The sequence below is a fragment of the Jatrophihabitans cynanchi genome (assembly GCF_027247405.1).
GTDB classification, from domain to species: Bacteria; Actinomycetota; Actinomycetes; order Mycobacteriales; family Jatrophihabitantaceae; genus Jatrophihabitans_B; species Jatrophihabitans_B cynanchi.
Map to the genome: position 1 here is coordinate 174,899 of NZ_CP097463.1, position 15,698 is coordinate 190,596.

The 15,698-nt window shown below is 67.9% G+C and carries 12 protein-coding genes and 1 pseudogene; 7 read left to right on the plus strand and 6 right to left on the minus strand.

Going from position 1 to position 15,698, the window contains the following annotated elements:
* Positions 1-16: 16 nt before the first annotated feature.
* Complete coding sequence (locus M6B22_RS00825; RefSeq protein ID WP_269443868.1) at positions 17-307, minus strand: TraR/DksA family transcriptional regulator; 291 nt, start codon at positions 305-307, stop codon at positions 17-19.
* A gap of 154 nt (positions 308-461) precedes the next feature.
* Between M6B22_RS00825 and M6B22_RS00830 the strand changes: the two genes are divergently transcribed.
* The 5 genes and pseudogenes from M6B22_RS00830 (at position 462) to M6B22_RS00850 (ending at position 6,521) form a co-directional block, all read left to right on the plus strand.
* Positions 462-863 carry a hypothetical protein gene (locus M6B22_RS00830; RefSeq protein WP_269443869.1) on the plus strand — a complete coding sequence of 134 codons (402 nt, stop codon included), beginning with the start codon at positions 462-464 and terminating at the stop codon, positions 861-863.
* Between the two features lie 127 nt (positions 864-990).
* Positions 991-5,202 carry a fibronectin type III domain-containing protein gene (locus M6B22_RS00835; RefSeq protein ID WP_269443870.1) on the plus strand — a complete coding sequence of 1,404 codons (4,212 nt, stop codon included), beginning with the start codon at positions 991-993 and terminating at the stop codon, positions 5,200-5,202.
* 83 nt (positions 5,203-5,285) lie between these two features.
* Positions 5,286-5,804 carry a dihydrofolate reductase family protein gene (locus M6B22_RS00840; RefSeq protein ID WP_331459772.1) on the plus strand — a complete coding sequence of 173 codons (519 nt, stop codon included), beginning with the start codon at positions 5,286-5,288 and terminating at the stop codon, positions 5,802-5,804.
* A gap of 233 nt (positions 5,805-6,037) precedes the next feature.
* Positions 6,038-6,220: pseudogene (locus tag M6B22_RS22050) on the plus strand (SAM-dependent methyltransferase); the annotation flags it as partial.
* Positions 6,221-6,290: 70 nt separating this feature from the next.
* Positions 6,291-6,521: a hypothetical protein gene (locus M6B22_RS00850; protein ID WP_269443872.1), complete on the plus strand. Its 231-nt coding sequence runs from the start codon at positions 6,291-6,293 to the stop codon at positions 6,519-6,521.
* Between the two features lie 76 nt (positions 6,522-6,597).
* Here M6B22_RS00850 and M6B22_RS00855 read toward each other — a convergent pair whose 3' ends face one another.
* The 4 genes from M6B22_RS00855 to M6B22_RS00870 all read right to left on the minus strand — a co-directional run bounded on the left by M6B22_RS00855 (position 6,598) and on the right by M6B22_RS00870 (position 11,081).
* Complete coding sequence (locus M6B22_RS00855) at positions 6,598-7,725, minus strand: alanine--glyoxylate aminotransferase family protein (protein WP_407935578.1); 1,128 nt, start codon at positions 7,723-7,725, stop codon at positions 6,598-6,600.
* 175 nt (positions 7,726-7,900) lie between these two features.
* Positions 7,901-8,632 (minus strand): class I SAM-dependent methyltransferase, encoded by a 732-nt coding sequence (locus M6B22_RS00860; RefSeq protein WP_407935613.1) that lies wholly within the window; start codon positions 8,630-8,632, stop codon positions 7,901-7,903.
* Between the two features lie 93 nt (positions 8,633-8,725).
* Complete coding sequence (locus tag M6B22_RS00865; RefSeq protein WP_269443875.1) at positions 8,726-9,502, minus strand: NAD-dependent epimerase/dehydratase family protein; 777 nt, start codon at positions 9,500-9,502, stop codon at positions 8,726-8,728.
* Between the two features lie 79 nt (positions 9,503-9,581).
* A complete protein-coding gene (locus M6B22_RS00870) occupies positions 9,582-11,081 on the minus strand; it encodes an FAD-dependent monooxygenase (protein WP_331459773.1) in 1,500 nt (499 codons plus the stop codon).
* Positions 11,082-11,555: 474 nt separating this feature from the next.
* Here M6B22_RS00870 and M6B22_RS00875 point away from each other — a divergent pair, with 474 nt between their 5' ends.
* Both M6B22_RS00875 and M6B22_RS00880 read left to right on the plus strand, forming a co-directional pair.
* Positions 11,556-13,139, plus strand: a complete 1,584-nt coding sequence (locus tag M6B22_RS00875) for a DUF5677 domain-containing protein (RefSeq protein WP_269443876.1) — start codon at positions 11,556-11,558, stop codon at positions 13,137-13,139.
* 63 nt (positions 13,140-13,202) lie between these two features.
* Positions 13,203-14,195, plus strand: coding sequence for a DUF4238 domain-containing protein (locus tag M6B22_RS00880; protein ID WP_269443877.1), 993 nt, complete (start codon positions 13,203-13,205; stop codon positions 14,193-14,195).
* A gap of 446 nt (positions 14,196-14,641) precedes the next feature.
* Here M6B22_RS00880 and ligD read toward each other — a convergent pair whose 3' ends face one another.
* A complete protein-coding gene (gene ligD, locus M6B22_RS00885) occupies positions 14,642-15,697 on the minus strand; it encodes a non-homologous end-joining DNA ligase (protein WP_269443878.1) in 1,056 nt (351 codons plus the stop codon).
* Position 15,698 lies beyond the last annotated feature (1 nt).

Below are 15,698 nucleotides of genomic sequence, written 5' to 3' on the forward strand. Positions count from 1 at the left end.
CCACGGTGGCGCGTGCTCACCTTCGACGGCCGCCCTGGTCGGCGCACGTCACGCACAACGGTGTCGCAGGGAGCGCCTCGAGCCGCGCGTCGCCGATCGGGTTACCGCACCTTTCGCAGCGGCCGTAGTGACCGTGACGCAGCCGCTCGAGCGCGGCGTCGATGTCACGAAGACGATCCTGGACGCGCGCGCGAAGCCCGGCGAGTTGCTCGCGTTCGAAGGCGATCGTCGACCCTTCCGGATCGTGTTCGTCGTCGACGTTGCTGCCGGCGGCGGCCGCCGCGACGGCGTCCAGGTCGGCGCCCATCGAGGTGAGCTGCTCCATGGCGGCCGTCCGTTCGGTCAGCAGTCTTGCCTCTGCCTCACGCGCGTCCATACGGAGATCATCGCTCAATCAGGCCGATACGCGCTGACTGTCGTTCACACCACAGCATTAGGAGCCCGCATTCGCCGCAATCGACGTGGTCGTCGGCAGCGCCACGGCGAAGATGTGGCGAGCGGAGTTGAGCGCAGCCCCTGTGCTTCTCGACTCAAGCGAGATCAACGCTATCTGGAACCATCTCCGGACGCAGGCCGCGCGCACAGACGAACGTGAGGCGACCGAGCCGCCACCGCCGACACTCGCGCGGCTGTACTGGAACGCGTCAGCCTCGCTCGTCGCGGCCCTGGTCAGTGTGCTTGCCGTTCTCTACACGATCAGATGGACCGGAACCGCGTGGAGCGGCTATGCGACCGCAGGTGTAGCGCTCCTGCTCGGAAGCGTGGCGCGTCGCACTGCATGGCTGCGATATCCCGCGCTCGGCTGGTTGACGGGCAACGTCGTGATCACGATCGCTGTGATCGCGATGCAACTACTCGGCTGACATCGCATGCGTCACGTACGAACGCCGGAAACCTGCGTGCCCGTACGAACCGGGACCGCGGTCCCTGTCGGTCGGGACACCTCGCCGACCACGCTCGCAGCGCCGCCACATCGAGGGAGTCGCTGCCGTGCCCACTCATCCGCTGCGCGCCTGCGCACTGCTCGCCGTTCTGTCCTGCATGTTCGTCCTGACGCAGTCGGCGCCAGAGGGCATCGCGGCACCCTCGGGTTCAGCGCGGCCGATCGTGACGCCGTTGAGCGCGTCACCGACCGGAGTGGACGTCGACCCGAGCACCCATCTGGTGTACGCGGTCAGCAACGGCGGCGCGGGCTACCTCGACGTGATCGACGGCCGTGACGGCACGCTCGTCAAGTCCCTGACCTTGTCGGGGATCGTGACGGCCGGGGTCGTCGTCGATCCGAGCACGCACATCGTCTACGTGAGCGATGACGACGACGCGATCGTGCTTGCGCTGGACGGTGCCACCCTCGCGACGAAGGCCGTGATCGATGTCGGCGCGAATCCCGCCGGCATGGCCGTGGACCCCTCCCGGCACCGCCTCTACGTGGCCGACACCAACCGGTACGGCACCGACTCCGACGCCGGGGTCACGGTGATCGACACCCAGACGAACACGGTCCTCGCCACCACCGAAACGCCGCCCGAGCCGTGGGGTGTGGCCGTGGATCCGAACAGCCACGAGGTGTACGTCGCGGTGCGCGACGCCGGCAACTTCGGCCCGGGCGTGGTGGAAGTGCTCGACGGCACCACCTACGAGCAGACGAGCGAGATCACGGTCGGGCTCAACCCCACCGCGGTCGCCGTCGACGCCGCCCTGCGCAGCGTGTACGTCGCCAACTACGACTCCGCGGCCGCCCACAGCTCCGACCCGGCCGGCCCCGTGCAGACCGTCTCGATCATCAACACCAGCACGCATGCGGTGACCGGGACGTTCGCCGTCGGACACAACCCCGGTGCGGTCGCCGTCGATGCCACTGCCCGCCGGGTCTACGTGGCCAATGCCGACAGCACGATCTCGGTCTTCGACGAAACCAGCCGGACCGTGGTGCAGACACTGACGATCACCGCACCCGACTCCGGGACTGCTACACCGCGGCCCGCGGGAGTCGCGGTCGACCCGGGCCTCGGCCGGGTGGCTGTCGCGGCCGGCTCGTTCAGCTCCTCCGCTGCCGACGAGCTGCTCATCTACGGCACCCCCTCGCCGCCGACCGGGCTCAGCGCGCACGCCGACGGCGGGCAGATCAGCTTGACCTGGCAGGCCCCTGCGAGCACTGCCGGTTCGCCGGTGAGCGGCTACACGATCCTGCGCGGCACCAGCGCCGCCGACCTCAGCGTCATCGCCAGCGACGTCACAGCTAGGACCTACTCGGACAGCGACGTGACGGCCGGCTCGATCTACTACTACCAGGTGCTCGCGACGAACGGGTTCGGGTCATCCGCCGTCTCCGGCACGGCTTCGGCCACCGTCGCGCTCGCACAGTCCGTGCCGGGACGTCCCGGCGACGTCCACGTCAAGGCAGGGGACGCGAGCGCGACCGTGACGTGGTCGCCGCCTGCGTCGGACGGCGGCTCGGCGATCACGGGCTACGAACTGCTCCGCGGCACCAAGCCGGGCGCGGAGTCCGGCACTCCGATCGCGACCGGCGTGGCGGCCTTGACCTACACCGATCACGGGCTCGCCAACGGCCACCGGTACTACTACCAGGTCCGCGCGGTGAACGCCGCCGGGACGTCCGCACCCTCGTCCGAGGTGCACGCGCTGCCGTCGGCGGCCGCGGGCGGCCCGTCGGCGAGCATCGCCTCGTGCGACGTGACCGACCTCGCGACTGCCGCCGCGCGGGGCGGCACCATCACCCTCTCCTGCCCCACCGCGATCGGCTTCACGGCGCCGATCACGATCACCAAATCGGTGACCCTGGTGGCGGACTCGCCGGTCGTGCTGGACGGTCAGGGCAGCACCGCGCTGTTCTCGGTGAAGGCCGGCGCGACCCTGACGCTGGCCGGGCTGTCCGTCCAGAACGGCTCGGCGAGCAGTGACGACGGGCTGGACTCCCCCGACGGCGCACAGGGGGCCGACGGCGTCGCCGGTACCCCCGGCTCGCCCGGAGGGCCGGGGACCGCCGGTACGGACGGCACACCCGGCAAGCCGGGAACCGCGGGCTTCGCCGGCGGCAAGGCGGGCACGGCAAAGGGCGGCGCCATCAGCGTCGCGGCCGGATCGGCGCTCGTCGTCACGGGCAGCACGTTCCGCGACAACACCGCGCAGGGCGGTGACGGCGGCGCGGGAGGCAACGGCGGGCCCGGCGGCGACGGCGGGCCCGGCGGCAAGGGCGGCATGGGCGTGGTGGCCGCCGGCGGCAACTCCGGCAAGTCCGGAGCTGCCGGTGCCGGTGGTAAGGGCGGTAAGGGCGGTGCAGGCGGCAGCGCGTTCGGCGGTGCGATCTACAGCGCCGGCGACGTGGCGATCAGCGATACCAGCTTCGACGGCAACCAGGCACTCGCTGGCTCGGGCGGAGACGGCGGTAGCGGTGGCAAAGCGGGCACGGGCGTCGTCGGTGCGGACGGTGGGAACAGCACGCCCGACGCCAAGGCCCAGGGCGGCGGGCACGGCGGTGTCGGCGGCGCCGGTAGCGCCGGCGGTGCCGGTGGCAGCGGCGGTGCGGGCGGGTCCGGCGGCGATGCCCGCGGCGGCGCGATCTACGTCGACGGCGGCAAACTGAGCATCGACGGCTCGACGTTCACGACGAACGCGGCCATCGGCGGCAACGGCTCGTCCGCGGGCGACGGCGGCGAAGGAACCGATGGTTTCGGTGGCGGCGGTGGCGGCGCCGGGTTCTTCGCGAAACCCGCCGCCGGCGGCGCGGGTGGCAAGGCCGGTGCCGGCGGCAAGGGCGGTACAGCAGGCAAGGCCGGCGCGGCCGAGGGCGGCGGCTTCTACGCGACGGGCACGGTCACGGCGACGTCGAGCAGCTTCGGGTCCAACCTCGTCGTCGCCGGCAACGGCGCGGACGGCGGGCAGGGAGCAGCCGCCGGATCGGGCCGCAAGGGTTCGTCCGGCTGGTTCTGGTACTGGCAGGATCCCAGCGACCGACCCAGCGTCGGCGGTGACGGCGGGGCGGGCGGTAGCGGCGGCAACGGCGGCAACGGCGGTGCCGCCAGCGGCGGCGGAAGCGCGGTAGGGGCGGCCGGCTTCAGCGTCCATACGCCTGACCTGTCCGCGCTCACGCTCGGCTCGAACGCGGCGACGGGCGGGTTGACCGGAGAGCCCGGTCAACCCGGCAAGGGCGGATCGGCCGGGACCGGTGGGCTCGGCGCGCGGGGTGCCCAGCCCAGCTGGCCCAGCATCGGGGCGACCGGCGCGACGGGCACGCCGGGGGTGGACGGCCTCGCCGGCACGCAGAGCGCTGACGGCATCGGGATCGTGCCCGGCATCTACCAGCCCGGGGCGGACAGCATCGACCCCGCAGCTCCGTCGGCACCCCGGCGGGTCCTGGCCTCGGTCGCCGGGGTACGCACCATCGAGGTGACCTGGGCACCTCCGAAGACGGACGGCGGTACCGCGGTCACCGGCTACCGGATCACGGCGCACGACGCGACGACCGGGCTCACCGCCCGTGCCGTGACAGCCGGCGGGGACAGTGCGTCGTTCCCGGTCACCGGACTGTCGGCGGGAGACAAGTACACGTTCACGGTCGTGGCAGTGAACTACGCCGGGCGGACGGGTCCGGCGGAAGCGTCCAATCCCGTCGTCCCGGTGAACGAGCCGTTGGAGGCGTCGGCGAGCGGCATGAGCCCGTCTGCGACCGGCATCGCGACGGCGACGGTCGGGACGCCCGGCACCAGCGAGTACGTCAAGGCCACGGCTCATGGCGCGGGCACCGTCACGATCGGTACCTATCACTCCTCCCCGTTGGGCGGGTTCACCACGGGGATCGCCTATTACGACGTGGCGATCGCCCCCGGAAGCGCGTTCACGTCGCTCACATTCACGGTCTGCGGCCAACCCGACGGCGCCACGATCCAGTGGTGGGACCCGGTCAAGCACCTGGCCGTCGAGGCGTCCAAGCAGAAGCGGGACGCCGATTGCATCACGGTCACCGTGAACGCCACCACCTCACCGTCCCTTTCGGACATGTACGGCACGGTCCTCCGCACGATCCGGACGGCCACGCACGTCACGGCCGCCGGCGGCGCCACGTTGGCGACGACCGGCACGCCGGATCGTGCGATCGCAGGGTGGGCGCTGTTTCTGCTCGCTCTGGGCACGGTCATGCTCGTAGGCGGGCGATCCTCAAAGCGTTGGACGAGCGCCGAGTGATCGATTCTCCTGTACGGGCGGTGCCGATGAGATTCGCCGGTGACCGTCGTCAGAAGGGCATGAGTCGAATCACGCTCCAGACGATGATCACCCTCGACGGCGTCATCGAGTCGCCGCCCGAGGTGCTTGTTCCGTACATGAGCGACGAGGGGCGGCAGTCCACGCTGGAGCTCGCGCTTGCATCTGACGCGCTGTTGCTCGGCCGGGTCACGTGGCAGCACCTCGCCGTGGCCTGGCGGGACCAGACCGGCTCGATGGCAGAGCGGATCAACGCCATGCCGAAGTACGTCGTGACCTCGACCATCAGCTCTGCCACTGAGTGGGGCAACTCCGCGCTCGTCACCTACGGCGAGGTCGCGGCCCTTCGCGAGCACCTCGACCTGCTCTCCTACGGCTGTGGGGCGCTCGCCCGCGATCTGCTGCGCGACGGGCTCCTCGACGAGATGCACCTCAACATGACGCCTGTTGTCGCAGGCCGGGGAAGGCGCCTTTTCGACGAGCCGTCGAGCTTGCTGGCATTCGACCTCGTCGAGAGCCACACCTATCCGACTGGGGCCGTCCGCCTCGTCTGCCGGCCGCCGGGCCGGGCGCAGGACGCGTAGCACGCACTGCACTGCGTTGAGTTTGTGCGCTCGCTGATCGTGCGCCTGTCTGCCAGCCGCTGGTTTAGGTCGCGGTATGACGATTCGGGAGCGCGTCCTCGTGGGCGTGTCGAGGCAACTTGGTCGACCCACGGGCGTGGTAGGGCGAGTTGTCGGGCGAGCCCTCAAACCCTGGCAACAGATCCGTCATCCTCGCCGCTGTCGAGGCCGTGGAGGTTCGGAAGGGTTGCACCGTGGCCGAGGTCGGCTTCGGTGGCGGTGCGGGGCCAGCCCTGCTTCTCGACCAGGACGGACCGAGCGGCGTTGTGCACGGCATCGAAATCGCTCCGACGATGCTCGCCGCGGCGCGACGTCACTTCGAGAACCAGGTCACGATGGGGAGCTTGCACCTGCACGAGGCCACCATGCAGCTACTGCCGCTACCGGACGGCTCCGTTGATGCCGCGATATCCACGAACACGATCTACTTCGTGGACGGGCGCGGCCATGTCGAAGCTGGCTCGAGTGCTGCGCCCAGGTGGTCGGCTGGCGCTCGGCGTCGGCGATCCAGCAGCGATGGCCAAAATGCCGTTCACCAAGCACGGGTTCATAGTTCGACCCGTCAGCGAAGTCATCGAGTCTCTTCGCCTGGCGGGATTCACCCTCACCGAGGATCGACGTGTCGGGGACGGTCCGGATGCGTTTCACGTTCTCGCCTGCGAGCGCGCCTCCTCCTAGCCCCCACATCGGCAGAATGTGTCCATGGTCTTCGGAGCACACTCGTCCTCTACAGCAAGGACGCTGAAGGGCGCGGTTAGCTTCGAGTTCCGAGGTGTGCTTCCAGCCGGCTTACGGCGCCGTCTACGTCGGTGAGCTTGTCGAGGCCGAAGAGCCCGACCCTGAAGGTGGAGAGGTCGTCTCTTTCACCGCACATCAGCGGTACTCCGGCAGCCACCTGGAGACCACGCTGCTTGAACTTTGCGCCGCTGCGAATCTCGGGATCGTCCGTGAATGCCACCACCACGCTGGGTGCGGCAAATCCGTCGGACGCGACCGAGGCGAATCCGTGCTCGGCGAGCATGGCGCGCACTCGCGTGCCGAGGGAGATCTGAGCCATGCGCAGCTCGCTGAGCCCGGCGGCGCGGGTCTCGAGCATGAGCGCGGCGTCGTGCGCGAGGGTGTCCGTCGGCATCGTTGCGTGGTAGGGCGTCTGCCCCTGGGTGTAGGCCTCGGTGATCGTCATCCACTTCTGCAGGTCGACCGCGAAACTGGTCGAGGTCGTCGACATGACCTGTGCCTGAGCCGCCTCGCCGAGCATGACGTAACCCGCGCACGGTGAGCCGCTCCATCCCTTCTGCGGGGCGCTGAGCAAGACGTCAATGCCGAGCTCGGTCATGTTCACCCACAGCGCCCCCGACGCGATGCAGTCCAAGACGAACAGCCCACCGACGTCATGCGTCGCGGCGGCGACGGCGCGGATGTAGTCGTCCGGCAGCACCATGCCCGCAGCAGTCTCCACATGCGGCGCGAAGACGACCTCGGGACGGACCCGCGCGATCGTCTCGACGACCTCACTGACCGGCGCAGGGATCCACGCAGCGTGCCGCTCATCGGACACCGGCCGGGCACTGCAGACAGTCGTCTCACCGGCCACCGACCCGGCATCGAAGATCTGCGACCAGCGGTAGGAGAACAAGCCGTTGCGCACGACCAGGCATCGCCGGCCCGTTGCCAGTTGCCGGGCTACAGCTTCCATGGCATAGGTGCCGCCACCGGGCACGACCGCGACCGTCTCTGCACCATAGGTCGTGCGCAGAACCTCGACGATGTCCTGCATCACCCCGACAAAGCGTCTGGACATGTGGTTCAACGACCGGTCGGTGAAAACGACCGAGTACTCAAGAAGGCCATCAGGATCGACGTCGCGGCGCGGAAGACTCACCCCCGCAGACTGCCACACGCCGGCGCAGCGTGTGGGGGTCTATCCGATCAACGGTGCAGTAGAGCCGCGGCGGCCGCGCAGAGCCGCTCTGCACCTACTCGGCGTTCTGCGGGTTCAGGCGAACGCGGCATAGAAGAGTCCTGACACACAGGTTGCGTGTCCGGGACGTCGCGGCTCAGATTGAGCGGCGCTGGGCGAGGACGACGAATTCGCGGCCGGGTCGGTCGGGTGCTTCACGGATCTCGCGGATGCCGAGGCCTTCCGCCTCCAGGGAGGTCGTGAGTTCGTCTTCGTCGCGGAAGCGCAGCGTGGAGTCTGAGGTGAGTGTGGTGTTGTCGTTGAGCAATCGGTAGGTGTAGCGAAAGGAGACGAGCGGCAGGTCGACAGTGGTGAGTTCCCTGCGTTGCTCGACGGGCCCGAGGCCGGGGACGTCGGCTGTGACGGGCGCGGTATCCACGGCCCACTCCTCCCATGCTCGGCGCTCGGGGCGTCTGGTCTCGAAGGTGAAGCAGCCACCGAGCGCGAGTGAGCGTCGGACGTGACGCAGCATGGCGGTCCAGTCGTGGTCGGTCAGCACTGCTTGCGCGGCGTTGCCGGTCATGACGATGAGGTCCGCCTGCGCGCCGGCGGGGATGGCGGAGGCGTCGCCCTCGATCCAGGTCACCTGGTCGGCGCCAGGCTTCGCCCGGGCGACATCGAGGGATGCTCGGGCTGGGTCGACGGCGATGACCTGCCGGTCGGGTGCTAGCAGCAAGGCGAGGCAGCCGGTGCCGCACCCAAGATCGACGATGCGGCGAGCCGCGAGTTCGTCGGCGATGGCGAGGTAGGCGGCGAGGTCGTCACGTGGCCCGTCGAAGGTGTCATAGGCGAGCGCGAGACGAGGATGTGCATATATCGGATCGGGCACCGCATGATCGTAGAAACGCGCGGACAACGAGGTGACCGAGTTACTCCGCACGACGGCCGAAGTGGGGCCGACTCAGGTGATCACCCGCACCGGTCAGCTGCTCGCAGCCCCGGGGTCGGCCAGGACGTCGCGCCAGGAGTGACGCGGGGCGAAGCCAAGTAGGGTGCGCGCCTTGGCGATGGCGTAGAAGGTTTCGTCGCGGACCATCTCTCGGCGCAGCTCTACTCCCTGGTAGAAGCGGTCCTGGATCTGCTGGGACGTCGCCGCCACGGACCTGTCGGCGTTCGCGACGTTGAAGACCTCGTACTCGTGTGGCTCGATGACGTTGTTGATCCGCAAGCCGTACACGTCCGCTCCGGTGCGCGCCTGGAACGAGCGCGCCGTCACCTCGCCGGAGATCGACATGGCGTAGGCGTCCTCGGGAACGGTCGGATGGTCCTCGTCGACCGGCACGTATAGGGGGCGCCGCTCCCCCTGGGCGAAACAGATCCCGTAGGTCGTCTCGGAGGACGCGAACACGATCTTGCGCACCCCCAGCCGGGTCGCGGCCTCGAGCACATTGAAGGTGCTGAGCACATTCGTCGCGTAGGTCGCCGTGTCGGACTCGCGCAGGATCGCCGGTATCGCAGCGAAGTGCACGACAGCGTCGTAGCTGGGCTTGGACGGCAGGTCCAGTTCCTCGAAGGTCGCCAGCCCGGCGAGCGCCGAGTAGGTCTCACCCGCATCGGTGAGATCGACGCGCAGGTCAGCGACCGCCGAGTTTCCCAACGGGACAAGATCGGCATTGGTGACCTGGTGACCGCGCTCGGCAAGATACGGCGCGACGTGTCTGCCGGCCTTTCCACTGCCACCGGTGAAGAAAACGCGCATAGACATTTCCTACCGCGGACGTTGAGGGGCAGGTCCACCGGCACCAGCGTCATCGCGATCCCGGGCGCCGTCGCTGAGATCAAGCTGGTGATTCAGTTCGCTGGTGTGGGCGGGTGCCGAGCCAGGTGCTCAATGCTTCGCGCAGGGTGCGCAGGGCGGTCTGGACGGCTGTTTGGCTGGTGGCGGCCCAGGCGATGTGCGTGTCTGGCCGGATCAGTAGTGCGTCGGCGGGCGGTGGGTCGATCGTTGCGCGAATGACGTCGACGTGCTCGCCCCAACGACCGGCGAGCTCTCGCAGGTCGGGTCGGTCCGCGAGGTCGAGCAGTACCAGGCGACCGGTGCGCAGCATCCCCGCGAATCGCGGGTCACCCTGTTGGACGCTCAGGGCTCGACTTGTCAGGAACGTGCCGACGAGCGGGTGCACCTGCGATTTCGGCGCCCCCGCATCGGTGCCGGCCATGAGGGCACCGAGACGTCGAAGCGGTTGCTCGTCAGCAGTCAGTTCGAGAACGAGCGCTCTGAGTGCGTCACCGTCCGGACCGTATCCGCGGCGCAGCGCCACCTGGGCGCGGGTGTGCAGCAGGGTCCGCTCGGCGGCGGCGCGCCGTTCGTCGGAGTACGTGTCGAGCAGATCGGGGGGCGCCCAGCCATGAATGGTGCCGGCGAGCTTCCACGCAAGGTTGGCTGCGTCGAGCATGCCGGCGTTGACGGCGACCCCGCCCGCAGGGAACAAGTGCGCCGCATCGCCGGCCAGAAATATGCGCCCGTGGCGATAGGTGTCGGCTTGCTTGGCGGAGTAGCCGAACCGCGTCATGCGAAGGGGCTCTCCCAGCGGCAGGTCGACACCGAGCACTCGGTTCACACTCGCGCTCAGCTCCGCGATGGTCATCGGCGCGTCGTCGTACTCGCGCGCTTCTACTTCGGCGGTGTAGACGGAAAGCCTGCCCTCCAGGCCTGAGCACGCGAACACGCCACGTTCGGTTGCGGTGTAGCCGAACGGAATCCTGCCGATTCCGTCTACTTGAAGACCTCCGTCGTCGAGCAGGGTGACCGACTCGGGCACCGTGACCGATGCCAGCCGCTCGATTTCAGGCAGAGACGTCCCCCGAAACGGGATACCGGCCAGGTCGCGGACTCGGCTCCGGCCTCCGTCGCAGCCGACCACGAACTGGGTGGCCATCTCGTACCGCCCCTGCGGGCCACGCACCTCGACTTTGACCACGCCGTCCTGCTGCTGCAGGCCGATCACCTCGTGTCCGCGGCGTATCTCGCTGCCGCGCTCGCTCGCGCGATCGGCAAGGGCAGCTTCCAGTTGTGGTTGCGGAAGCCGCAGCACCTGCATCGGTGGATCCGGGATCTGCGAGAAGTCCAGCTGAAGCCCGCCAAACGGAAGGCTCGGAACCGCCTCCGGACCCTTGCTCCCGCCCGCCTCGCAAAATCGGTCCAACTCGCCACGGAAATGCAGCAGCTCCAAGATCTGTCCCGCGAGGCCGCCCGCCTTCGCGACCTCGGACGGCTCCGCCCGCCGCTCGAGCAATAGCGTTCGCACCCCTGCCTGGCCTAGTTCGCCGGCGAGCATCAGCCCGGTCGGTCCAGCGCCCACAACGACTGCATCCACCGTCAACAACTGTCAGCTCTTCCTGTGAGTCGCTCGGCTCAATCGGACTGCGACCGCCGATTGTGCGGGACCACCCGGGCCTTGCCGCAAGGCCCCCACTGCCGTATATCTTGAAAATGGAAGGACATCCGATACGTCCGATCCGCCTACGGACGTGACGAGGCACAGCCACCGATCATTCGGAGCCGCGGAAAAGAGTGCGCAAGCGAGCAAGAACCGTCGATATGCGTGGCCCGGTCGGCTGGTCGGGGCGCGCGGACGAATCGATAGCGCACACACCGGATGTCGAATTGATTGGTGCCTGTTTACCGATCATCTTACGGCCGCGCTGAAGGAGATCGGTGGGTGTCTGCGTGAGCGGCGGCTCGGGGATGCGCGAGCTAGCGCGCTTGCGACCTGACGCAAAACGTCGGAGTCCCCAGCTATCTTGTCGCCGTGAAGACTAACCGCGGCAAGTTGGAAAGGAGCGGGGCTCTCGCCGGCCACTACCGGGTCGGGAAGACGTACTCCCCGCCGTTCATGGCGATGGATCAGACCGTCCTGGTCGATTGGGTACGCGATGACCTTCCAGACCTCGTATGGCCGGGATTCCTGATTGGCCTAGGCGGCGAGGCCGGCCTGAGCCGGTTCATCGGGTGGCAGCAGCGCGCTCACGCGATACTCGCGTCGGCTGGGATCGAGCCAGCTGGCGTGCTGCTCGACGGTCGGTTCACGTCCCTTGAGGCAACCCGGGTGGAGGTCCGGCAACGGGTTGTCGATGCGCTGAGTTCGACGATCGAGGACGCGGATGTTCTGCCAGATCCGTTGCTCGCCGTGCTTCGACTGTACGAAGACCTACCAGGAAGATGGCTCCTGGTAGATCCTTGGTTAGAGCGAGATGTAGCGGTTTCTTCGGAAGACGCATGGAGCATGCTTACGCAATCGGTCGTTGCCTGCGTAGGCGACGGGCACCAGGAAGCGATGTTGAAGTTCGTGGGCATCACCTGGGCGGTGATCACCAAGAAGTTCCGCGCTGACTCCGCCATGATCGAGTTGCTGAAGACCTATCCCCGCGATCCGGCGACCGTCGGCGCAGCGGATTCCGTAGTCCGTGCCTCGTTCGGGGCATCGAAGGGTGCGGAGTATTACCGAGATCCGGCGCTGCGAGATCGACATCGCGCATGGGCCGAGCTATTTTGGCGGTCAGCCTGGCGACTCACGCCATGCTTACTCCGCGAAGATCCTGAGCCGGCCGCATCCGGCTCCGCCGGAAGCGGCGGCGAGAATGATGTCGCGGGTGATCATGTCGAAGCAGTCCACCAGCTGTACCGCGACTTTCTCGACGGATTCTTCCGAGCGGATCTCGACCTGCATGAGCCGGCGCGGCATGAAGTTATCGCCGGCCTCCTTACCCGCGCTGTGAGATCAACCGTCGCCTACCTTCGCAGCCCCCATCTCTGGTCCGGCGAACACGGTTCAGGTTTGACGCGTCTGCTCGCGGAAACGGAGATTTCGCTCTCGTGGCTCGCCCAAGGCGGCACGGAGAGGTATGCGCAGTACCAGGAATATGGACGAGGCAAGGCCAAGTTGATGAAGGCGCACATGGCCAACTTGGCCGAGCAGTTCGACGACGCGCCGCCAGAGATGCTCGCCGAGGCGATTGAGCACTTGAACAAGGGGCTCGGCGGTGATTGGGGCGAGGAGTTCGTCACCGTAAATCTTGATTCGACGTTTTCCGGCGTGACAGTTCGCGCGATGGCGAATGAGACCGGCCTCGACGATCTCTATCGTCACATCTACCAGTCGGCAAGCGGAGTCACGCATGGCGAGTGGTGGGCGGTCCAGGACTACGCGATGCAGCGATGCATGAATCCGCTGCATCGCTTTCACTGGGTTCCGTCGATGGAGCCGGTCGGCGGCAATGAACCACTCCTCGCTCAGTACTGGGTCACCAAGGTGGCCGAACTTGTCGGCTTGGCGCTCGACGAACTGCGCCGCGAAGACTCGAAGGACGCCGCCGGCGATGCAGCCAACGAATGACGATGACCTGGTCGTCGACGTACGCCGCGGTCGGCACGCCGTCCTGGCCTCCGAGCGGTTGCGATGACCGGCTCCATTACGAAGAACCCGCACTACGTCCCACGCAGCTACCTCTCCGCGTGGGCGGACGAAAAGGACCAGGTGTGCCTGCGGCGACGGGACAACCCGCGTGCGCATCCGGTCAACATCAAGAACGTCGCGGTCGAACGCGGCATTTACGGACGAGGCCAGCTTGGACAGCGACGAGAGGATCTGTTCGGCGAACTCGAAGGGATCTGGCCCCAGCTTCGGGACGAGTTCGTCGCGTCGGGCGTCGCGGTGGGAAACGCCCGACACCAGATCGCACTGTTTGCCGGCCTGCAGATCGCCCGAACCCGCGAGCACATCGCCCAAGTCGAGTTCGTCCTGAACCTCGCTGAATCGACCACGGAACGGCCACTCACACGGGAGGCAGTCCGCCGGTATCTCGCCGAGCAACACCTCGGCTTCGAGCCAAACGAAAGAGAGGTCGAAGGAGCATGGAGCCTCGCCAGCGTGCTCGTTGAGCGTAATGACTTGCCGACGCGCGAGGACTTGTTCGGCACGAGCCTGGACATCGCGGTCACGAAACTCGCGCCGTGCGTCGAGGAGATGGCCTGGACCCTCGAGCTCAGCCGCCGTCCAATCCTGTACACGAGCGACAGACCCGTCATGACGTGGCGACCACCCAGCCCGCGGGATGCGTACGAAGGCGTCGGACTGCTCGGAGCAACTGAGGTGCGATTCCCACTAACTCCACGTGCATTGCTAGTTATGCGCCCGCGCGGTACCGCCGAACACCTCCAGCGGGTGGAACCCAAGCGATTCGGCGAAGTCAACCGGACGACGGCACGGCAATGCTTTGAGTTTCTGGTCGGCACCGTCTTCCAATCACGGCGCTTATCCTCCATCACTTTGTACCGCCGGCGACCGGCGTTGCGCTTCAACCTCGGACCTGGCTTCCAAGCTGACGCCAGCGGCACCAGGCACCCGATGGGCGACATCATCCACACTTGGGTTCCATCCCCCGGGGCATAACCACCGCGCCGCAGACCTGCCATCAATCCCGATCATGGACCACTGCGCCCGGCTATCTCCCCCCAGACCTTCGATGCTTAGTCTCGGGCGTGTGCGAGGGAACCGGCAAGCAGGCTGGCTGCGCGCTAGCCAAGGTGGCACACCGGTGACCGCTCGGCCGAGTCGCCGGTGTGCTCAAGCCTCCACCGCTCGCGATGCAGCCGCCCCAAAGCCTGCTCAAGGACGGCAGCGACCTGGTCCGCATTCGCCTTCATGAGCATGTACGTCGGATCGATCGAGCCGGTGATCGGCCCGCGCGATCCAGGGGTACGTTCATTGGCCGACAATCTGCCTCTCCTCGCATGCTGCTGCCCCGTTGCTCGTGGCCCGCCTGGACGGTGTCGACGGACCGTGCGCATATCGGCGCGCCGCGTCACATGCGGTTCGCGCCCACAGTCGGCGTTCTGTCAGTCGAGTTGTTGGGGTTCGACGTCGTCGGCAGCGCCGGCCCAGTTGGCCTTGTTCATCCGGGACGGTTGGACGCGCGGCGGCTCGCCGTCCTGCTTGGGGAAGTTCGGCGGGTACGGGGCATCGCCCAGGCCGTGGTCGGTCTCGTCGCGATCGGCCCACTCGAGCAGCGGCTCGATGTCCCAGACCGCGTCGTCGATGCCGGCGTGCACGTCACCGAGCCGCGCGAAACGCTCCGGCATCGTCGCGATCGTGAAGTCGGCCATCTCCACGTCCGGCAACTCCTCCCAGGTCACCGGCGCCGACACCGGTCCGTGCGGGAAGCCGCGCACCGAATAGGCCGAGGCGATCGTGCGGTCCTTCGCGTTCTGGTTGTAGTCGACGAAGATCTGCGCGCCGCGCTCCTCCTTCCACCACGCGGTGGTGACCAGGTGCGGCACGCGGCGCTCCACCTCGCGCGCGAACGCCAGCGCCGCCCGGCGCACCTCGCGGAAGCCGAACCGCGGCTCGATCCGCACGTAGATGTGCACACCCTTCGACCCCGACGTCTTCGGCCACCCGACGGCGCCGAGTTCGGTCAGCACCTCGTGCACCACAGCCGCGACCTGCTTGGCCTCGGCGAACCCGGTGCCCGGCTGCGGGTCGAGGTCGATGCGCAGCTCGTCCGGCTTCTCGACGTCGGCACGTCGCGTGTGCCAAGGGTGGAACTCGACAGTGGACATCTGCACCGCCCAGATCACGCTGGCCAGCTCCGTCACGCACAGCTCGTCGGCGACCCGCCCCGACGGGAAGCTCACCTGCGCCGTCTCGACCCACTCCGGCGCGCCCTTCGGCAGCCGCTTCTGGTAGATCTTCTCCCCCGCCACCCCCTCGGGATAGCGGTGCAGCATGCACGGCCGCTCGCGCAGGGCGCGCACGATGCCCTCGCCGACGGACAGGTAGTACCGCGCGAGATCGAGCTTCGTCTCGCCGCGCTCGGGGAAGTACACCCGGTCCGGGTTGCTGATCCGGACGGTGCGCTGGCCGACGACGAGCTCGGTGCTGGGTGAGGGCACC